This is a genomic window from Jeongeupia sp. HS-3 (genome assembly GCF_015140455.1).
Lineage (GTDB): Bacteria > Pseudomonadota > Gammaproteobacteria > Burkholderiales > Chitinibacteraceae > Jeongeupia.
This window is the reverse complement of sequence record NZ_AP024094.1, coordinates 2,295,997-2,315,113: the sequence shown is the minus strand read 5'-3', so window position 1 is coordinate 2,315,113 and position 19,117 is coordinate 2,295,997. Positions and strand designations below refer to the sequence as shown.

Genomic DNA, 19,117 nt, shown 5'->3' with positions numbered 1-19,117 from the left:
TTCAGTTTAGTGCGCGTACTGCCCGATCACCGTGCTCAGCTTTCGCTGGCGGGACGGTTCTTTTTCGGCATCTGGATGCCCAGCGACTTGAGCTTGCGATACAGGTGCGTGCGCTCCAGACCGATCTTCTCGGCGACGCGGCTCATATTGCCGCCGGAGAGCTCGATGTGGCGTTCGAGATAGTATTTCTCGAACTGATCGCGTGCCTCGCGCAGCGGCAAGGCCAAGTCGAGCATCGGCAGTGGCGGTGGCGCGGCTTGCGGCAGGGCGACAATGCTTTCGCCGCCGGGCGCGAACTGCGACAGGATGCGCGACACCGGGGTCAGGTCGATTTCACCGTCGCGGCTGGTGAGCGCCAGGCTCTTGACCACGTTGGCGAGCTCATCCAGGTTGCCGGGCCATTCCTGCTGCGCCAGCAACTGCAATGCGGCCTGGCTGAAGCGGCGTGGGCCGAGCTTGTTGGTCACCACGGCTTCGGCCAGTAGCGTTTCGGCCAGCTTGGCGATGTCCTCGCGGTGATCCTTGAGGCGCGGTACCGGTACGATCAATTGTGATAATGCATTCAGCAGTTCGGGGTCGAGCTGGCCGGCGAGCTGGTCAAGTGGCTTGCTCGATGCCGATACCAGACGCACTTTCTGCTTATCGAGTTTGCTCAGCAGCGTGCGCAAACCGGTTTGGGCACGACGATCCAGGTAGGCGATATCACGCAGGAACAAGGTCCCGGCTGCGGCCTTGTTGATCAGCTCAAGTGGCGCGACCGCAATGTCTTCGTTCGACAGCGGTGCGATGAAAGGCTGATTGGGCGTCGCGAGGTAGCGGGCACAGATCTCGAAACCAACACCGGGGGCGCCAACGAGCAGGACCGGCGATGCTTGGCCACGCGCGGTATCCAGCACGCGATTGAGCTCGCGCACCACTTCGGCTTCACCGAGCCTGCTCAATGTCGGCAAGGGCTTGATGGCTTCAACGGGTTGCGACAGTGCGCGCTTGACCGTGGCGAGCAGCTTGGCCAAACCGATGGGCTTTTCAAGGAAATCGAGCGCACCGATCCGGGTCGCTTCAACCGCGGTATCGATGGTGGCATGGCCTGACATCATCACGACCGGCATGGTGAGCTGGCCGTTACGTGCCCATTCCTTCAACAGCGTGACGCCATCGGTATCCGGCATCCAGATATCGAGCAGCACCAAACGCGGTTGCGCCTGGTTGCGGAGCTTGCGCGCGGCCTCGGCGTTTTCCGCCACGGCAACGCTATAACCTTCGTCCTGCAAAATCTCGGACAAGAGTTCGCGAATGCCGACTTCGTCGTCGACGACCAAAATATCCTGACTACCCACTTGTTTCCTCCGTGAGCGGCAGTTCGATCTTTACGAACGCGCCGCCGCTGTCGCGGTTTCCGGCCGTGATCCGGCCATGATGCTCTTCGATGAGCTTCTTAACGATGGCCAATCCGAGTCCCGTGCCCTTTTGCTTGGTGGTCACGTAGGGCTCGAAAATTCGCGGCAACAAATCGCCGGGAAAGCCTGAACCGCTGTCTTCTACTATTAGCCGAACAAATTTATCGGCTTTTTCCGTTTTGACGCAAATCTGTCGGGTTTCACTGGCTTCGATCGCATCCTGCGCGTTTTGCAGCAGATTGTGGATGACTTGGCGCAATTGCGTTGCATCGCCCATGACGATCATTGGTTCGTGCGCATTATCGATGCGCGTCACCGGTGCAGCCTCGTACAGTACCAGTACTTCGGTCAGGAGCTGTTGCAAATCCAGCGTTTTTTTCTTGCCGGTCGGTTTGCGGGCGTAGTCGCGGAAGGCGTCGACCATCTGTTTAAGTGCCGCAACCTGCTTGACGATGGTCTGAGTGTTCTTTGACAGAAACTCTGATCCGGCCTGATCCAGCTTGTCAGTAAGCTTGAATTCCATCCGTTCGGCAGCGAGCTGGATCGGTGTCAGCGGGTTCTTGATCTCATGCGCCAGCCGGCGGGCGACTTCGCCCCAGGCTGCATCGCGTTGCGCCGACAAAAGCTCGGTAACGTCATCGAACACCACCAGATAGCCGCTATCCTCGTCACCCAGCATCAGATGGGTGCCGCGCACGTTCAGTACCCGCTTTTGCTCGGCGATCTCGACCTGGCGTTGCCAGTGTTCCTCGTCGCTGGCAAAACCACGGGCGACTTCATCGCAAAATACCGCCAGTGCAGGGTAGCAGTCGGGCCAGCTTGGTAGCGGTGCACGGCCAAGCTGCTGTAAATCAAGACCCAGAATGCGCAGCGCGCTCTGGTTGTTCGAGGCCAGTTGCCAATCGCGATCAAACGACAGCACGCCGGCCGAGAGCGAGCCGAGAATGCCTTCCAGATAGACCTTGCCGGTGGCTTGAGCGGCCTCCTGCCGTTCCAGCGAGGTGCGCGCCTCGGCCAGCTGGCGCGTCATCCGGTTGAACGAATGGGTGAGGATGCCCAGTTCGTCGCGACTGATCACCGGTTGTCGCCGGCTCAGGTCGCCCGAGGCGACCGCGCGCGTTGCCTCGGCCAGTACCGACAGCGGCGCCGAGAGTTTGTCGGACAGGTACATCGCCAGCGCCAGCGCGCCGAGCAGCGCCATCAACAGCGCCAGCGTCAGGGTCAGGCTGAAAATCAGCTTTAGCCCCTGCCGGGCTTGCGAGAGCTGCTTGTAGTCGGCGCGCACCGTTTCCACCAGCTCGGCATCGTCGGCCAGCTGTTTGGGCACCGGTTGCATCAACTGCAGGATGCGCGTTCGCTCGCCAAAGCCGGCGCCGTGCATGGCCACCAGCGTGCGCATCATCAAGCCCTGATCGGCGGTCGATTCGATCTGCCTGACCGGTTCGCGCAAGGCGCGTTTGAGTAGCGAGCGTTCGGGCAAATTGGGGAAGATGCCGGCGTTTTCGTTGCCGATATGGGCGAGCGTATTGCCCTGCTCGTCAAACAGCGAGATTTCCTGGGTACCGACCTGCTCGCGCAAGCGGGTCAGCCTGGAGAGCAGTTCCGATCCGGTCTCGTCATGGATGTCCAGCGAGATCACCCGCGCCTTGCGCACCAGGTCGGTCAGTTGATAGTCGATGGCGTTATGGCCGAGATTGAGTCCACGATCGAGGGCATTGTCGACGCGGACGTTGAACCAGTTTTCAACCGATCGGTTGAGGAATTGCACCGACAGCGTGTACACCAGCGTGCCCGGCAGAATGGCGACCAGCGAGAACGACAGCACCAGCCGCATCGTCAGCCGGGAGCCGAAAACCTTGGCGCGTACGCGCTTGATCAGTTGCCATAGCCGCGCGCCAACGACGATGAGCAGTCCGCCCAGAAGCAGGCCGTTCAGCGTCAGCAGTTCGGTGTAGTACTGGGAGAATGCCGAGGTGTTTCCCGAGGCGGTCGCGAGCAGGAAGATCAGGATCGTCGCGATCGAGGCGAGGATCAGCAGCGGCCCTTTCATTCGTGCGCGGCCTCGTTGCGGCTCGGGGAAATATCGACCCAGGCCGATTCGAACTTCCAGTCATCCTGGCCGAGCGTCGAGAGCTGGAAGGGCTTGGGCATTTGCGACATATCCAGTCGCAGCCGGACCTTGCCGGCAAAGTCGCTCTTGTCTTCGGCGATGGATGTGCCGACCAGTACGCCCCAGTCGCGGACGACGCCCAGTGCCTTGAGGGCTTCGTCGAGCGTCTGGAAGCTGCGGTAGAAACTGCCCAGATGCAGTCGGTACTGGCGCGATATGGCGTGATAGGAAAGGCGATAGCCGAGTTCGGCCGTTGGTGAAAACCAGTCGGCCATCTGCCGATAGAAGGCGTAACCGCGTGGCCGGGTCAGCTGGAATTCGTAAACAAAGGGTAATGAAGCGCCGTTGGCGAGCGCGTTTTCCAGCGTTGGATTCAGCGATACCGTAAACCGCGCCGAGACTTCGACGCGGTTGCTGCCATAACTCGCTCCCGCCGATTGCAGGCGGATGCCGCTGTTCTCGCCGAGGGCGGCGCCCACGGTGAGCCACAGCAGCAGCGCGAGAATGACATTAAGGACGTTTGCGGAAAATCGCGTAGAAGAAGCCATCGTGTTCGGGAGTTGGCAACAATTGGCCATCAGCAGGGAGGCCATCGCTCAGTGGCAGTCGCTCGGCGTCCGGATGACGAGCTGCGAAGGCATCGGCCTGTACGCTGTTCTCGGCCGGGAAAATCGAGCAAGTAGCATAGAGCAGTTTGCCGCCAGCGGCCACGAGCGGCCAGAGCGCATCGAGCATCTGTTGCTGCTGTTGCGAAAAAGTAACAAAGTCGGTTTCGCGACGCAGCCACTTGATGTCCGGGTGGCGCCGGGCGACGCCGGTGGCCGAGCACGGCACGTCGGCAAGGATGCGGTCGAAGGGCTGACCGTCCCACCAGATCTTGGGTACGGCGGCATCGCCGGCCTTGAGCGTGGCTTTCAGGCCCAGGCGCTTGAGGTTGTCGTCGACACGCGAGAGTCGCTGGCCGTCGACGTCGATCGCGGTCAGTTGCAGGTCGGCGAGTTCGAGCAGGTGGCCGGTTTTGCCGCCGGGGGCAGCGCAGGCATCGAGCACGCGCATGCCGTCGTGCACGTCCAGCAGCCGAGCGGCATGTTGCGCGCCCCAGTCCTGTACCGAGACGCGGCCGTCGAAGAAGCCGGGCAGTTTATCGATGCCGACCGGGTGGTGGATCAGGATGGCGGTGTCATCGAGCGCTTTGGCTTCGATGCCGGCCGCGGCGAGTTCGGCCAGATAGGCGGCGACATCGCCGAGGCGGCGATTCACCCGCAAGGTCAGCGGCGGATGGCGGTTGGCATTGTCGAGCACGCTTTGCCAGCGATCCGGATACGCCTTGCGCATCGCGGCGATCCACCAGCGCGGGTGCGACCACAGCCCTTGTTCGTGGCGTTTGGCGTCGTTGGCCAGCTCGTCCCGACGACGCAGGAAGTTGCGCAGGATCGCGTTGACCAGCCCCTTGCCCTGGCCGGTGCCGGTGTGCGAGGCGACTTTGACCGCGTGATCAACCACCGTGTACGGCGCGGCGCGGGTGAAGTGCAGCTGGTAGATGCCGACGAGCATCAGCGCACGCAATTCGGTTTCGTGCACCGGCTTGCTCAGGAGTGAATCGAGCATGGCATTGAGCAGGCCGAGCTGGCGTAGCGAGCCGTAACAGACGTCCTGAATCGCACCGCGTTGCTGTGGTCGCAGCTCAGGATCGGCGCGCCAGACTTCGTTCAGTGCCTCGGTCAGCGTTTTGCCGCCAAGCACCGCGGCAATCGCACGGGTGGCGTATTTCTGGGTAGCAAACATAAGGGTTCCGCTGAATCCTGAATCTGAATCAATAGGGGAGCTGGCCGCGCGCCATGGCCGTGAGGCGGGCGACGCGATCGGCTGTTTGCGGGTGGGTGCGGAACAAATTGTCGATGCCGCCGCCGGTGAGCGGATTCATGATCATCATCTGCGCGGTTTCCGGATGCGCTTCGGCGGTGTGCATCGGAATGCCGCGGGCGTAGGCCTCGATTTTCTGTAGCGCGTCCGCCAGCGCTTGCGGGTCGCCGGAAATGCGCGCGCCACCGGCATCGGCGGCGAATTCGCGCGAGCGCGAGATCGCCATCTGGATCACGCTGGCGGCCAGCGGGGCGAGAATGGCCAGCAGGATGCCGACGATGGGATTCATCGAGCGGCCGTTTTCGTCCCGACCGCCGAAGAACATTGCGAAGTTCGCCAGCGCCGAAATTGCCCCGGCCATGGTCGCCGAAATCGTCGAGATCAGGATGTCTCGGTGCTGCACGTGCGCCAGTTCGTGCGCCATCACGCCGCGCAACTCGCGATAAGACAGTACCCGCATGATCCCGGTGGTGGCGGCGACGGCCGCGTTCTCCGGGTTGCGGCCGGTGGCGAAGGCATTGGGCTGGTCTTCGTCAATCACGTAGACCTTGGGCATCGGCAGGCCGGCACGCTGCGCGAGCTCCTGCACCATGCCGTACAGCTCTGGCGCGGTGCGGGCGTCGACTTGGTGTGCGTTGTACATGCGCAGCACCATCTTGTCGGAATTCCAGTAGGCAAACACATTCATCCCGCCGCCGAGCAGTAGCGCGATCAGCATGCCGCTCTGGCCGCCGATGAGGCCGCCAATAAACACAAACAGCGCCATAAAGGCAGCCATCAGGATGGTCGTCTTGAGCCAGTTGTTCATGTTGTCGAATCTCGCAAAGGTAAGGGGCGTGATGAAGGATCGCACGGCGATGGCCGTACAGTCCGGGCAGCAATGTGATTGCGGCGAAGCAGGAAAATTCAATCGCCGAGGCGAATTCCTGCCATCAGCGAGCGGCCGGCGAGGAAAGCCGTCGCGTCGAGCCGTTTGCCGCCGGCCATCTGCAAGGTTGTCAGCATCAATGCGCCCTGGCCGCAGGCAACGACAATACCGTGACGATCAAGCGCCAGTAGCGTGCCCGGTTCACCGTGACCATCGACGGAATGCGCTGCCCAGATTTTCAGCGCGGCGCCGTCGAGCGTCGTTTGTGCCGATGGAAAGGGGTTGAAGGCGCGGATCATCCGGTCGAGTTCGACCGCCGGCCGTTGCCAGTCGATCTGCGACTCTTCCTTCTTGAGCTTCTCGGCGTAGGTGACGCCATCGACGGGCTGCGCTTGCCGTGCCGCCTGCAGGGCGGGCAGATCGGCGAGTGCGGCGACAATGGCATTGGCGCCTTGCTGCGCGAGCTTGTCGTGCAGGGTATGGGCATTGTCGCTGGCGCTGATTGGCGTGACATGCACACTGAGCATGTCGCCGGTATCGAGACCCGCATCCATCTGCATGATGGTGATGCCCGTTTGTGCATCGCCGGCGAGGATGGCGCGCTGGATCGGCGCCGCGCCGCGCCAGCGTGGCAGCAAGGAAGCGTGGATATTGAGGCAGCCCAGGCTTGGCAAGTCGAGCACCACTTGCGGCAGGATCAAGCCGTAGGCGGCGACGATCATCACGTCGCAATCGATCTCGGCCAGCGGCGCTTGCTGCTCGGGTGTGCGCAGTTTCTCGGGCTGGTAAACGGGCAGACCGTGTTCAAGCGCGACCTGTTTTACCGGCGATGGCGTCAGCTTCATGCCGCGCCCGGCGGGGCGGTCGGGCTGGGTCAGCACCAGCGCGATGTCGTGCCCGGCCGTGAGTAGCGCTTTGAGCGCATCGGCGGCGAAGTCGGGTGTTCCGGCAAATACAAGTTTCATTCGAGGCCGTTTACAGCGTTTTGCGCTGGTTTTTTTTCAGTTTTTGCAAAATGCGGTTGAACTTGAGTCGGGAGAGCTTTTCGATGAAAACCTTGCCGTTCAAGTGGTCGAGTTCGTGTTGGATGCATACCGCGAGCAGCTCATCGGCGGCGAATTCGAATGTCTCGCCATTGACGCGCTGGGCGCGCACCTTGATTCGCTCGGCACGATCGACTTCCTCGTAAATGCCCGGCACCGACAGGCAGCCTTCTTCGTAGGTGATCTGGCCATCCATCTCGATGATTTCCGGGTTAATCAACACCAGAAGTTCATCTTTGGATTCGGACAGATCAATCACGACGACGCGCTGATGTACGTTCACCTGGGTCGCGGCGAGGCCGATACCCGGTGCCTGGTACATCGTTTCAGCCATGTCGGCGACAAACTGTTGCAAATGTTCGTCAAAAACCGTCACCGGCTTTGCAACGGTATGCAGGCGTTCATCCGGGTAGTGCAGAATATTCAGAATGGCCATGATTGCTTGCAGCTGAAAAAGTTTGTATGCAAAATCAAAATGGGTTTGGCTTTCAGGGCTATCTCGCCCGGCATTACAAATCGCTTAATTAATAAGATCCCGAATTGGGGTCAAATCTGAAAAGAGATGAACGCCACCATGCGTAAAACGATTATATCGCTTCTTTTGGCCTTGGGCGTCGGTGTTGGTTCCGTTCAGGCCGATACCCTTGCCCTGCAGAGCAACGCGCCGGAGCGTTATGTCGTGGTCAAGGGCGATACCTTGTGGGGCATCTCCGGGCATTTCCTCAAGCAGCCGTGGCGTTGGCCCGAGATCTGGCAGATGAACAAGGACGAGATCAAGAACCCGCACTGGATCTATCCGGGTGATGTGGTTGTGCTGGATCGTTCGGGTGATACGCCGCGATTGAAGCTGCTCAAGAGCAACAAGGTCAGCAACCGTGGGGTCGTCAAACTGGCGCCGCGCGTGCGTTCGAGCGGCTTTGAAGACGGTGCCGCAGCACCGAGCATTCCGTACGCGGCGATCGAGCCCTTCCTCAACAAGCCGCTGGTGATCGATCCGGACAGCTTCAAGGCCTCGCCGCGTATCGCTGCCGGCCCGGATTCGCGAGTGATGTTTGCCACTGGCGACCGCATTTACGCGGTCGATCTGCAGGGCGAGCCCGGCGACACCTGGCAAGCCTATCGTCCGGGCAAGCCGTTGACCGATCCGGATGATCCGGATGGCAAGCGCGTGATCGGCTATCAGGTAGATTATCTGGGCGATGTCCGCATGGAAAAGGAAGGGGATGTCGCAACCTTGCGCGTGGTCAGCGCCAAGGAAGAGATCGGGGTTGGCAGCCGGCTGATCCGTGCCGCTGATGCGCCGTTCATCAATTACGTACCGCATGCGCCACAGCAAGCCTTAGAAGGCCGCGTGGTTTCGGCCTACGGCGGTATCGTCGAAGCAGGGCAGTACACCACCGTCGTGATTAATCGCGGCAGCGATGCGGGGGTGGATATTGGTACCGTACTGAGTACCTATAAGCGCGGTCGTGCGATTGTGAAAGAACAACAGGCCGAGCCCAGCCGCGTCACGCCACCGGAAAAAAGCAGCAATGTGTTCGTGTACCGCGTGTTCCCGCAGTTCAGTTACGGTCTGCTGCTGGACAGCACGCTGCCGGTGAACGTCGGTGACGACGTCAAATCGCCGAACTGAGCTGTTTTAATCGATGTGACGGCCGCGCAATGCGCGGCCGTTTGCTTTGCCGGAGATCGTTGTGGCCGATTCAGACCTTGTCGACTGGTTACGCTTTGCCACGGTGCCCGGCGTCGGTCCGCGCCGGCAGCTTGGCTTGTTGCGGGCCTTTGGTTCGCCGGCGGCAGTGCTCGCGGCAGATGAAGCCCGATTGAGCGAGCATCTGCCCGCCAGTGCGCTGCTGGCGTGGCAGGCCGCGACGGCCGAACCGATGCCGGTGATGGTCGAGGCCACGCTGACATGGCTGGCGCAGCCCGGTAGCCGCGTGCTGGTGCTGGGGGATGCCGATTATCCCCAGCGGCTGCTCGATTTGCCCGATCCGCCGGTACTGCTTTATCTGAAGGGCAAAGCCGAGCTGTTGAGCCGGTCGATGCTCGGTATCGTCGGCAGTCGCGGCGCCACGCCGCAAGGGCTCGTCAATGCCGAGGCCTTTGCCGAAACGATGGCCGGCGCCGGTTTGACCATCGTCAGCGGCCTGGCCGCCGGCATCGATGCGGCGGCGCATCGTGGCGGGTTGAGCGGGCCCGGTAGTACGGTTGCAATCGTTGGCACAGGGCTGGACCGCGTCTACCCGGCGGGCAATCGCGCCCTCGCGCACCGGATTGCCGAGGAGGGGCTGATCATTTCCGAGTTTGCGCTCGGTTCCCCGCCGAAGGCAGAGCACTTTCCGCGTCGTAACCGGCTGATTGCGGCACTGTCGCAAGGCATTCTCGTGGTTGAAGCGGCGATGGGGAGCGGCTCGCTGATTACCGCCAAGCAGGCGGTCGAACTCGGTCGCGAAGTGTTCGCCATCCCCGGTTCGATTCATTCGCCGCAAGCGCGCGGTTGCCACCGCTTGATCAAGGACGGTGCCAAACTGGTCGAATCGGCCGATGACGTGCTTGATGAACTTGATTGGCAGACTCGCCTCGCTGCACCTGCAAAGCGGGTGCAGCCGGCTGTTGCGGAGCAGGCCGAAGATGCTGCCGTTATGCTCGCACTGGGGCACGACCCGACCGATATTGATACGCTGGTGGTACGAAGCGGCTTGACGGTCGAGCAGCTGTGCGCGATTCTGCTCGGCTTGGAATTAGCCGGCCACGTCGCGCCGTTGCCGGGTGGCCGCTACCAGCGGCTGGCTTGAATACGGCGACGTTGGCCCCAGATGGATTGCATGCTCGACGTTCTCGCTTACCTGTTTCAACAATACTATGACGCCGATGGCGAGCCGGACATGCCCCAGCTCGCGCGGCGATTGTCCGGCGCCGGCTTTGGCGACGACGAAATTCGCGAGGCGCTTGTCTGGCTGGCGGAACTGCCGCAAGTCGATGCATTCGCCTATGCTGCCTTATCCATTGATGGCCCGCGCATGTTGCACCCGACTGAAAGCAACAAGCTGGCCGAAGAAGCGATTATTTATTGGCACTCGCTTGAAGCATCCCGGGTATTGTCACCGGAAGAGCGCGAGCTGGTGCTTGATCGCGTGTTGCGCGATGAGGCTGGCGAAGTCGAGGCCGATCGGCTCAAACTGATCGTCCTGATGGTCGTCTGGCGCAAACGTGATGAGCTGTCTAATCTCCTGATCGAGGAGATACTCTTCGGTCGCGACGGCGCCACGCTGCACTAAGCTTGCTTGCGTCCCTGTCGTACCGGGTCTAATATCCGCCACTTTTTTGAGCATCGGTTGCCATGCCTGCCAATCTGTTGATCGTCGAATCGCCTTCGAAGGCGAAGACGCTGCAAAAGTATCTCGGCAAGGATTTCCAGATCCTCGCCTCCTACGGTCACGTGCGCGGTCTGGTGCGCAAGGATGGCTCGGTCGACACCGAACACGACTTCAAAATGAAGTATCAGGTGATCGACAAAAACAAGAAGCATGTCGACGCGATCTGTGCGGCGGTGAAAGAGGCGGATAACGTCTACCTCGCATCCGACCCGGACCGCGAAGGCGAAGCAATCTCCTGGCACATCATGGAGATCATCAAGAGCAAAAAGCTCGATGATCCCGCCAAGACGTTCAAGCGCGTGGTCTTTCACGAAATCACCGAATCGGCGGTGTTGCAGGCGATCGAGCATCCGCGCGACATCGACAGCAACCTCGTCAATGCCCAGCAGGCGCGCAGCGCGCTCGATTACCTTGTCGGTTTCAACCTGTCGCCACTGTTGTGGCGCAAGGTGCGTTCGGGCCTTTCCGCCGGTCGGGTACAGAGCCCGGCACTGCGGCTGATTTGCGAGCGCGAGATCGAAATCCGTGCGTTTACCTCGCAGGAATACTGGACCGTTCATCTGGACAGCCACAAGGGTCGCAGCAAGTTCGGCGCCCGTTTGTCGCAGTGGCAGGGCAAGAAGCTTGAACAGTTCGATATTCCCGACGAAACGACGCAGGCCGACATCCTCAAGGCGCTTGATGGTGCCGAGGCGCGCGTCGCCAAGGTCGAGAAGAAAAAGAAATCCCGCAGCCCGGCCGCGCCGTTCACCACATCGACGCTGCAACAGGAAGGTGTGCGCAAGCTTGGCATGACCACCGACCGCGTCATGCGGACCGCGCAGCAGCTGTACGAAGGTATCAATCTGGGCGGCGAAACCGTCGGTCTGATTACCTATATGCGTACCGATGCGGTGGCGCTGTCGAACGATGCACTGACCGAGATTCGCGACTATATCGGCACCCATTTCGACAAGGACTACCTGCCGGGCGCGCCGGTAGTCTACAAGAACAAATCCAAGAATGCCCAAGAGGCGCACGAAGCGGTGCGCCCGACGTCGATCGAGCGTTCGCCCGATTCGGTCAAGGCCTTCCTGAGCGCCGACCAGTTCAAGCTGTACCAGATGATCTGGAAGCGTACGCTGGCGTGCCAGATGACGCCGGCCAAGTTCGATACCGTTGGCATCGACATCGAAGTCGGTCCGCAGGCGGTGTTCCGTGCTTCCGGCCAGACGCTGGTATTTCCGGGCTTCATCGCCGTTTACCAGGAAGACCAGGACGACGTTGAGGACGAGGACGAAGCGCGTTTGCCGGCGCTGGAAGAGGGCGAAGCCCTGCCGGTCGACAAATTGTCCGGCGAGCAGCATTTCACCCAGCCGCCGCCGCGTTATTCCGAAGCATCGCTGGTGAAAGCGCTGGAAGAATTCGGCATCGGCCGTCCGTCGACCTACGCCTCGATCATCAAGACGCTGAAAGATCGCGAATATGTCGATCTGGATAAAAAACGCTTTATCCCGACCGACACCGGCGAGGTGGTCAACAAGTTCCTGACCGATCACTTCACCCAGTACGTCGATTACAACTTCACCGCCAAACTCGAAGACCAGCTGGATGAAATTTCCAACGGTTCGCGCGAGTGGGTGCCGGTGCTCGACGAATTCTGGACGCGCTTCCACAGCCAGGTTGAAGAAAAGCAAAGCCTGTCGCGCAAGGAAGTCACCCAGGAAGAGCTGGAAGAAGATTGTCCCAAGTGCGGCAACAAGCTGGCGATTCGCTTGGGCAAGCGCGGTCGCTTCATCGGCTGCACCACGTATCCGGAGTGCGATTACACCCGCAATCTGAACGATGACGCCGATGCGGCGCCAGTCGAACCCGAGGTGGTTCCCGATCGTACCTGCCCGAAGTGCGATAGTCCGCTGCATATCAAGGTCGGTCGTTACGGCAAGTTCATCGGCTGTTCCGCCTACCCGAAGTGCAAGCATATCGAGCCGCTCGAGCCGCCGAGGGATACCGGGGTCGAGTGTCCGCAGTGCCACAAGGGCACGCTGAAAGAGAAGAAGAGCCGCTATGGCAAGCTGTTCTACTCGTGCAGCACCTACCCGGATTGCACCTATGCAACGTGGGACCCACCGATTGCCGAGGCCTGCCCGCAGTGCCAGTGGCCGGTGCTGACGATCAAGACGACCAAGCGTCGCGGGGTCGAGAAAAAGTGTCCGCAGAAGGAATGCGGGTGGTCCGAAGTGATCGAGCCACCAGCACCGAAGGAATGACGTACAAAAATACCCGGCCAAGGCCGGGTATTTTGTGCGCGTGGAACAGTCCTCATGCCCCATTCAGAATGGCCGTCCGTCGCTGAGCCCAGCGCGCCGGCATCCGGTGCCTTCGTTCGCCAGCAGGCTTATTTCGACGCGTTTGATCGCGTGGTTGCCCAATTTTCCGGCTTTGAAGCGCCCGATCCCGCGGTACTGGCTGAAGTACTGGCCGATGCCAGTCATGCCGATCTCGTCTGCCTGTTTCGCTGTGAAGAGCTGAGCGCCAAACTTGATGCCGCCTGGGTGATGCCAGAGTCCCGCCTCAGCGCTACAAACTTGCGCCACCTGTCGCTGGCCGATTACCCCTTGCTGGCCGATACCTTGGCTGTCGGGATGTTGCTGCAGCGCTCGCTGCTTGAGCTGCCGCTCGCGGAGCAAATGCTGCTCGCCGGCATCGGTGCGCGCAGAATCGTCACCTTGCCGCTGCTCGACCGTGGCGAGCCCTTTGGCTTGCTGGCTTTTTTCGATGAGCACGATGGCAATGTCCGCAGTGCTGACGAGCTACGTTTGCTGACGATGCTGGGCAGGCAACTGGCGCAAGGCTTGGTGCGATTCGAGGTCGATGCGGCTTTGCGTTCCGAGCGCGACCGGCTTGCGGCGCTGGTCGGTGCGACCGACGATATGGTATTCGAGCTGTCGGCACAGGGCCGGATCGTGAGGGCGTGGTCCAGCCATCCGGTGCTGCTGCATGCGGCTGCGCTGGAAGGGCGCAGTCTGGCGCAGGCTTTGCCGCCGCCGCTGGCCGGGGCGCTCGCGGCCAAGCTGCCGGCGGTGCAGGCAGGTGAAACGGCGACGGTGGAATGCCGGCTTGAAGGCAGCCATGGACTGATCTGGCTTGAGGGCAGCATGCGCCCGGTGGGGCAGGGCGGTATGGTGGTGCTGTTGCGCGATGTCAGCGCGAGCAAGCGCAGTGCATTGCAACAGCAAGCGCTAGGGGACACCTTGCAGTTGCTCGACGAGGCGGTGATCGATTTGTCCGCCGATGGGCGGCTGGTTCGTGCCAGCGCCGCATGGGCACGCTTGCGTGGTTTGGCGCTACGCGACCTGGATGGCGATCTGGGCAGCGCCTTAATGCACTGGGTGCATGATCACGATATGAGCCTGGTGCAAACGGCGCTGGCGCGCCTGCCCTCTGGCTCGGTAACGCAGCGTTTTCGTCTGTATCAGGAAAGCGGTGAGCTGATCTGGGTGGAGGTGCGCTTTTTGCTACTACCTCCCGCCGCCGATCGCACCGCGACGATACGTGGCGTGCTGCGTGACGTGACTGAAGTGCGCCTGAACGAGCAGCACATCAGCCAGATGGCGCTGTTTGACGACCTTACCCGCTTGCCGAACCGGCTGATGCTCGACCATGCGCTGGCGCAGGCGATTGAGCGGGCGCGCCGCGAACACAGCAAGGTGGCGCTGGGCTTTATTGATCTCGACCATTTCAAGCAGATCAACGATGCATTCGGCCACCGCGTCGGTGATCAGTTACTCAGCAGTCTCGCCAGCCGGCTCTCGGCAGTGCTGCGCGAGCAGGACGTGCTCGCACGCTGGGGCGGCGATGAATTTGTCGTGCTGATGCCGGATCTGCGCGATCCATCACAAATTCGTACCATGGCCGAGCGTTTGCTCGAGGCGGCCCGAGAGGCGGTGCTGCTGGATGGCCTCGAAGCGCATCCGTCGGTGAGTGTCGGCTTTGCTGTGTTTCCCGATAACGCCGAATCGGGCGAAGAATTGCTGTCGGCGGCCGATCACACCATGTACCACGCCAAGCATGCGGGTCGGAACAATGTGTGTTTCTACAGCGACATCCTGCATTTGAAGGCGCTGGGGCGGGAGCATGTGGCGCTGCAGTCGCGGCTGTCGGCGGCGATCCGGCACGCACGATTGAGCGTGTTTTATCAGCCGGTGGTGTCGGCGCAGCACGGGGAAATCATCGCGGTTGAAGCGCTGGCACGCTGGCACGATGACACGAACGGCTGGATCAGCCCCGAGCTGTTCGTACCGATGGCCGAAAAGGTCGGGCTGATCCAGGAGTTGTCCGAACTGGTGATGCAGCAGGCATTTCCGCAGTTGCGGGCCTGGCGCGATGCCGGGCTGACGCAGAAACTGATGTTGAATATCTCGCGCAGCCAGTTGTTCTCGCCGGTATTCGTATCGCTGCTGGTCGAGCGCTTGATGGCAAACCGCTTGCGCCCCAGTGACGTGATCATCGAAATTACCGAATCGGCGGCGCTGAACGATTACGCGCGCCAACTTAAGCACCTGCGGCAGTTGAATAGTGCCGGTTTCCAGATTGCGATCGACGATTTCGGCACGGGCTATTCATCACTGGCGCAATTGCACGAAATGCAGGCGCAATTGTTGAAGGTCGACGTGTCGTTTACCAAGCGGCTGCATACCGAAGCGGGCCGGCGGGTGATGCAAGCCATCGTCCAGTTTGGCCGCGGTCTGGGGCTTGATATCGTGGTCGAAGGCGTTGAAAACCTCGAGGCGGCGCGCTACCTGCAAGGGCTGGGCGTCGATTATCTACAGGGCTTTCATTTCAGCGCGCCGGTGCCAGCGGGGGTCGCCGAACTATGGATGCGGCTGGGGCTGGCCAACAAGGTCTGAAAAAAACCGGGCGATGCCCGGTTTTTTTATGTTGCATCGGTTTAGCCGGCCATCGAGCCTGGGCCGGCCTCTTGGTGCAGCCGCTGGATCTGGGCTTGGCCATTGACCGCCTGCCGCTGTGCCGGCGCACTGGTATGAGAACCCCAGGCCGGATGCAGCTGGATGTTCTGATGCATCGGCATTGCCTCGGCACTGGCGAATTGGGCAAGGGCAAGCAGGCTGCCAACAAAGGCGAATTTGAACGACTTTTGCATGATGAATACTCCTGTGGGACCCCGGTCGTAACGATCGCTGAGTCAGTGAGTTCATCATATGACGATCAATTTTGTTTGTTAATGCAATAATTAACAAATGTATCAATTGGCTGGGGCAACAAAAAAGGCCGCGAAACGCGGCCTTGTCGATGCGGTGTCGTCTCAGTGCTGCAGAATTTTCGACAGGAAGGTTTGCGCACGCTCGCTGCGTGGGCTGCCGAAGAAATCGTCCTTGTTGGCATCTTCGACGATGAGGCCTTGATCCATGAAAATGACCCGATTGGCCACTTTGCGTGCGAAGCCCATTTCGTGGGTGACGCACATCATGGTCATGCCTTCGTGGGCGAGCTGCACCATTACGTCGAGCACTTCGTTGATCATTTCCGGATCAAGCGCCGAGGTTGGCTCGTCGAACAACATGGCGATCGGATCCATCGCCAGCGCTCGGGCAATCGCCACGCGCTGCTGCTGACCACCGGAGAGCTGACCGGGGAACTTGGTCGCCTGCGCCGACAGGCCGACGCGATCGAGCAGCGCCAGCCCCTTCTTCTTGGCCTCGGCTTCCGTACGACCGAGCACCTTGATCTGCGCCAGTACCAGATTGTCGGTGATCGACAAGTGTGGAAACAGCTCGAAGTTCTGAAACACCATGCCAATGCGCGAGCGCAGCTTTGGCAGGTCGGTCTTGGGCGAGCCGATGGAGATGCCGTCGACGATGATGTCGCCGGACTGAAAGGGCTCAAGGCCGTTCACGCATTTGATCAGCGTGGACTTGCCCGAGCCGGACGGCCCGCAGACGACAACAACTTCACCCTTGCTGACTTCGGTAGTGCAATCGGTCAGAACCTGGAAGTCGCCATACCACTTGCTGACATTCTTGAGCGAGATCATACGGTCAACCTTTTTTGCAGACGCTTCACCAGTGTAGAGGCGCCAAAACTGATAATGAAATAGACCAGACCGGCAAAAACCAGGAACTGGGGTAATTCGCCGACGATATCACCGGCGGAGCGGGAGCTGTTCAGGAAATCCATCAGGCCGACGGCGTAAACCAGCGAGGTATCCTGGAACAGGATGATCGATTGCTGCAGCAGTAGCGGGGTCATCTTACGGAAGGCCTGCGGCAGGATGACCAAGCGCATGGTCTGGCTATAAGTCATGCCGAGCGCATAGGAGGCGTTAACCTGGCCACGCGGAATGGACTGAATCCCGGCACGGACGATTTCGCAGTAATACGCCGCTTCGAACATCATGAAGGCGACCAGACACGAGTAGAACGCACCGATCGGTTTATTGGTGCCGGTCAGCCAGCCAATGATGAAGGGCACCACGAAGTAGAACCAGGTGATGACCAGCAGCAGCGGAATCGAGCGGAAATAATTGACGTAGAAACCGGCGAGGCTGGATAGCAGCCTGTTGTGCGACAAGCGGGCCAGTGCCAGCAGCGTGCCGAGCGCAACGCCACCGATAATGGCGAGCACCAGCAACTTCAGCGTCAGCATCATGCCCGAGACCAAGCCGGGCATCGCGGTGATAAGTGAAGTGAAATCCATCTTACTTGCCTCCCAGCGCGATCAGTCCCGGCACGCGCACGCGCTTTTCAACCCAGCGCATGAACAGCATCAGGCCCATATTGAGCACGAAGTAGATGATGGTCGCCAGTGTGAATGCCTCAAACAAATTGGCCGTAAATTCAGCCGTTTGCTTGGTCTGCGCGAGCAGCTCCATCAGGCCGATCAAGGATGCCACCGACGAGTTCTTGAAAATGTTCAGGAATTCGCTGGTCAATGGCGGAATGATGATCCGGAATGCTTGCGGCAACAGCACTTGCTTGTAGATTTGCGGGGTACGCAGGCCAAGCGCCATCGCGGCATTGATCTGGCCTTTTGGCAGCGCCTGAATACCGGTACGCACCTGCTCGCAAACGCGGGCGGCGGTGAAGAGCCCGAGACAGAGAACAACGCTGATAAAGGCGCTGGTGGCCGGATTCAAATCCTGTTTGAACCAGTTCTCCAGGCCTTCGGGCAATAAATCGGGAACGATGAAATACCAGATAAACAGCTGTACCAGCAGTGGCACATTACGGAAAACTTCGACGTAAACCGTCGCGATGGTCGGTAGTAACTTGCCCGGCAGCGTGCGCATCACGCCGAGTACGGTACCAAGCAGTAGCGCAATCGCCCAGCCGGCCAGTGCCAGCGCGATCGTCCAGCCCAGACCGGTGATGAACCAGTCCAGATAGATCTCGCTGCCGATGCCGGTAGAGTGGAAAAATACGCCCCAGTCCCAGTTGTAATTCATCTTGGGCTTCCCCCTGTTAAACAAGAAGCCGGCCGCAATCCGGCGGCCTGCCCGATTGCGTCGGGCAGGTGCTGCAAGGCTACGACCGGCTTCGTTTCTTTACGACTGATTACATTTGCTCGGCGGACTTGTCGGTCGGCTTGGCGATCAGCTCTTTCAATTCGTCGCTCATCGGGAAGTTCAGGTTCAGACCCTTGGGTGGGACCGGGCTCTGGAACCAGCGCTTGTAGATCGTGTTGATTTCGCCCGACTTGAACGTGCTGGCCAGTGCGCCATCGACCACCTTCTTGAATTGCGGATCATCCTTGCGCAACATGCAGCCGTAGATTTCGTACGACTGCGGCTTGCCGACGATGCTCCAGTCGTTCGGCGCCTTGGCCTTGGCCATTTCACCGGCCAGGAGGGCGTCGTCCATCATGAAGGCAACCGCACGACCCGATTCCAGCATCAGGAAGGATTCACCATGATCCTTGGCGCTGATGATGTTCATGTTCAGTTTTTTCTCGTCGTTCATCTTCTTGATGAGCCGCTCGGACGTGGTGCCGGCGGTCGTGACGACGTTCTTGCCGGCAAGGTCGGCGAACTCTTTGATGCCCGAGGTCTTCTTCACCAGCAAACGTGTGCCGATTTCAAAGATGCCCAGCGAGAAAGCAGCCTGCTTTTGGCGCTCGAGATTGTTGGTGGTCGAGCCGCACTCGACATCAACCGTGCCGTTTTGCACCAGCGGAATTCGGGTCTGCGAGGTGACGAGATTGTAACGAACCACGAGGCTCGGCATCTTCAGCTCTTTTTTCACCGCCTCGACAATCTTCGCCGAGAGGTCCATCGAGTAGCCGACCGGCTTCTGGCTGGCATCAAGATAGGAGAACGGGATCGACGAGTCGCGATGACCGATCACGATGGTGCCGCTTTCCTTGATCTTCTTCATCGTGCCACTCAGCTCTTCGGCTTGGGCGGTAACGGTGAAGAGGGCGGATACGGCCATACACAACGGCAGCAGTTTCTTCATGTGGGC

The 19,117-nt window shown here is 60.4% G+C and carries 17 protein-coding genes; 5 read left to right on the top strand and 12 right to left on the bottom strand.

The window, feature by feature from the left end:
• Nucleotides 1–35: 35 nt before the first annotated feature.
• The 7 genes from JLC71_RS11070 to def all read right to left on the bottom strand — a co-directional run bounded on the left by JLC71_RS11070 (nucleotide 36) and on the right by def (nucleotide 7,717).
• A complete protein-coding gene (locus JLC71_RS11070; RefSeq protein WP_200915474.1) occupies nucleotides 36–1,337 on the bottom strand; it encodes a sigma-54-dependent transcriptional regulator in 1,302 nt (433 codons plus the stop codon).
• The gene (locus JLC71_RS11065; protein WP_200915473.1) at nucleotides 1,330–3,447 is read right to left on the bottom strand and encodes a sensor histidine kinase; all 2,118 of its coding nucleotides are present in this window, start codon (nucleotides 3,445–3,447) and stop codon (nucleotides 1,330–1,332) included. Before JLC71_RS11065 ends, JLC71_RS11070 begins: the two co-directional genes overlap by 8 nt.
• Complete coding sequence (locus JLC71_RS11060) at nucleotides 3,444–4,055, bottom strand: DUF4390 domain-containing protein (RefSeq protein WP_200915472.1); 612 nt, start codon at nucleotides 4,053–4,055, stop codon at nucleotides 3,444–3,446. The genes JLC71_RS11065 and JLC71_RS11060 overlap by 4 nt, the downstream gene beginning before the upstream one ends.
• On the bottom strand, nucleotides 4,018–5,292 hold the full coding sequence (gene rsmB, locus JLC71_RS11055; RefSeq protein ID WP_200915471.1) for a 16S rRNA (cytosine(967)-C(5))-methyltransferase RsmB: 1,275 nt from the start codon (nucleotides 5,290–5,292) through the stop codon (nucleotides 4,018–4,020). Before rsmB ends, JLC71_RS11060 begins: the two co-directional genes overlap by 38 nt.
• 28 nt (nucleotides 5,293–5,320) lie before the next feature.
• Complete coding sequence (htpX, locus tag JLC71_RS11050) at nucleotides 5,321–6,178, bottom strand: zinc metalloprotease HtpX (RefSeq protein WP_200915470.1); 858 nt, start codon at nucleotides 6,176–6,178, stop codon at nucleotides 5,321–5,323.
• A 98-nt stretch (nucleotides 6,179–6,276) separates the two neighbouring features.
• Nucleotides 6,277–7,203: a methionyl-tRNA formyltransferase gene (gene fmt, locus JLC71_RS11045; protein ID WP_200915469.1), complete on the bottom strand. Its 927-nt coding sequence runs from the start codon at nucleotides 7,201–7,203 to the stop codon at nucleotides 6,277–6,279.
• Nucleotides 7,204–7,213: 10 nt separating this feature from the next.
• Nucleotides 7,214–7,717 carry a peptide deformylase gene (def, locus tag JLC71_RS11040; RefSeq protein WP_200915468.1) on the bottom strand — a complete coding sequence of 168 codons (504 nt, stop codon included), beginning with the start codon at nucleotides 7,715–7,717 and terminating at the stop codon, nucleotides 7,214–7,216.
• Nucleotides 7,718–7,855: 138 nt separating this feature from the next.
• Between def and JLC71_RS11035 the strand changes: the two genes are divergently transcribed.
• From JLC71_RS11035 to JLC71_RS11015, 5 genes are all read left to right on the top strand, one after another.
• Nucleotides 7,856–8,914, top strand: coding sequence for a LysM peptidoglycan-binding domain-containing protein (locus JLC71_RS11035; RefSeq protein WP_200915467.1), 1,059 nt, complete (start codon nucleotides 7,856–7,858; stop codon nucleotides 8,912–8,914).
• 61 nt (nucleotides 8,915–8,975) lie between these two features.
• Entirely contained in the window at nucleotides 8,976–10,076 is a 1,101-nt protein-coding gene (gene dprA, locus JLC71_RS11030) for a DNA-processing protein DprA (RefSeq protein WP_200915466.1), read from the top strand.
• A gap of 30 nt (nucleotides 10,077–10,106) precedes the next feature.
• Nucleotides 10,107–10,559, top strand: coding sequence for a Smg family protein (locus JLC71_RS11025; protein WP_200915465.1), 453 nt, complete (start codon nucleotides 10,107–10,109; stop codon nucleotides 10,557–10,559).
• Nucleotides 10,560–10,621: 62 nt separating this feature from the next.
• The gene (gene topA, locus JLC71_RS11020; protein ID WP_200915464.1) at nucleotides 10,622–12,907 is read left to right on the top strand and encodes a type I DNA topoisomerase; all 2,286 of its coding nucleotides are present in this window, start codon (nucleotides 10,622–10,624) and stop codon (nucleotides 12,905–12,907) included.
• A gap of 54 nt (nucleotides 12,908–12,961) precedes the next feature.
• Nucleotides 12,962–15,547: an EAL domain-containing protein gene (locus tag JLC71_RS11015; RefSeq protein ID WP_200915463.1), complete on the top strand. Its 2,586-nt coding sequence runs from the start codon at nucleotides 12,962–12,964 to the stop codon at nucleotides 15,545–15,547.
• 41 nt (nucleotides 15,548–15,588) lie between these two features.
• Here JLC71_RS11015 and JLC71_RS11010 read toward each other — a convergent pair whose 3' ends face one another.
• The 5 genes from JLC71_RS11010 to JLC71_RS10990 all read right to left on the bottom strand — a co-directional run bounded on the left by JLC71_RS11010 (nucleotide 15,589) and on the right by JLC71_RS10990 (nucleotide 19,111).
• Nucleotides 15,589–15,801, bottom strand: a complete 213-nt coding sequence (locus JLC71_RS11010) for a hypothetical protein (protein ID WP_200915462.1) — start codon at nucleotides 15,799–15,801, stop codon at nucleotides 15,589–15,591.
• 162 nt (nucleotides 15,802–15,963) lie between these two features.
• Nucleotides 15,964–16,692 (bottom strand): amino acid ABC transporter ATP-binding protein, encoded by a 729-nt coding sequence (locus tag JLC71_RS11005; RefSeq protein ID WP_200915461.1) that lies wholly within the window; start codon nucleotides 16,690–16,692, stop codon nucleotides 15,964–15,966.
• Nucleotides 16,689–17,354: an amino acid ABC transporter permease gene (locus tag JLC71_RS11000; RefSeq protein ID WP_200915460.1), complete on the bottom strand. Its 666-nt coding sequence runs from the start codon at nucleotides 17,352–17,354 to the stop codon at nucleotides 16,689–16,691. The genes JLC71_RS11005 and JLC71_RS11000 overlap by 4 nt, the downstream gene beginning before the upstream one ends.
• A 1-nt stretch (nucleotide 17,355) precedes the next feature.
• Nucleotides 17,356–18,102 (bottom strand): amino acid ABC transporter permease, encoded by a 747-nt coding sequence (locus JLC71_RS10995; RefSeq protein WP_200915459.1) that lies wholly within the window; start codon nucleotides 18,100–18,102, stop codon nucleotides 17,356–17,358.
• Between the two features lie 109 nt (nucleotides 18,103–18,211).
• A complete protein-coding gene (locus tag JLC71_RS10990; protein WP_200915458.1) occupies nucleotides 18,212–19,111 on the bottom strand; it encodes a glutamate/aspartate ABC transporter substrate-binding protein in 900 nt (299 codons plus the stop codon).
• Nucleotides 19,112–19,117: the final 6 nt, after the last annotated feature.

Coding starts and splice junctions, on each gene's coding strand:
- JLC71_RS11065 (WP_200915473.1), bottom strand. CDS start 3,447: ATGAAAGGGCCGCTGCTGATCCTCGCCTCGATCGCGACGATCCTGATC.
- JLC71_RS11060 (WP_200915472.1), bottom strand. CDS start 4,055: ATGGCTTCTTCTACGCGATTTTCCGCAAACGTCCTTAATGTCATTCTC.
- rsmB (WP_200915471.1), bottom strand. CDS start 5,292: ATGTTTGCTACCCAGAAATACGCCACCCGTGCGATTGCCGCGGTGCTT.
- htpX (WP_200915470.1), bottom strand. CDS start 6,178: ATGAACAACTGGCTCAAGACGACCATCCTGATGGCTGCCTTTATGGCG.
- fmt (WP_200915469.1), bottom strand. CDS start 7,203: ATGAAACTTGTATTTGCCGGAACACCCGACTTCGCCGCCGATGCGCTC.
- def (WP_200915468.1), bottom strand. CDS start 7,717: ATGGCCATTCTGAATATTCTGCACTACCCGGATGAACGCCTGCATACC.
- JLC71_RS11035 (WP_200915467.1), top strand. CDS start 7,856: ATGCGTAAAACGATTATATCGCTTCTTTTGGCCTTGGGCGTCGGTGTT.
- JLC71_RS11025 (WP_200915465.1), top strand. CDS start 10,107: ATGCTCGACGTTCTCGCTTACCTGTTTCAACAATACTATGACGCCGAT.
- topA (WP_200915464.1), top strand. CDS start 10,622: ATGCCTGCCAATCTGTTGATCGTCGAATCGCCTTCGAAGGCGAAGACG.
- JLC71_RS11015 (WP_200915463.1), top strand. CDS start 12,962: ATGCCCCATTCAGAATGGCCGTCCGTCGCTGAGCCCAGCGCGCCGGCA.
- JLC71_RS11010 (WP_200915462.1), bottom strand. CDS start 15,801: ATGCAAAAGTCGTTCAAATTCGCCTTTGTTGGCAGCCTGCTTGCCCTT.
- JLC71_RS11005 (WP_200915461.1), bottom strand. CDS start 16,692: ATGATCTCGCTCAAGAATGTCAGCAAGTGGTATGGCGACTTCCAGGTT.
- JLC71_RS11000 (WP_200915460.1), bottom strand. CDS start 17,354: ATGGATTTCACTTCACTTATCACCGCGATGCCCGGCTTGGTCTCGGGC.
- JLC71_RS10995 (WP_200915459.1), bottom strand. CDS start 18,102: ATGAATTACAACTGGGACTGGGGCGTATTTTTCCACTCTACCGGCATC.
- JLC71_RS10990 (WP_200915458.1), bottom strand. CDS start 19,111: ATGAAGAAACTGCTGCCGTTGTGTATGGCCGTATCCGCCCTCTTCACC.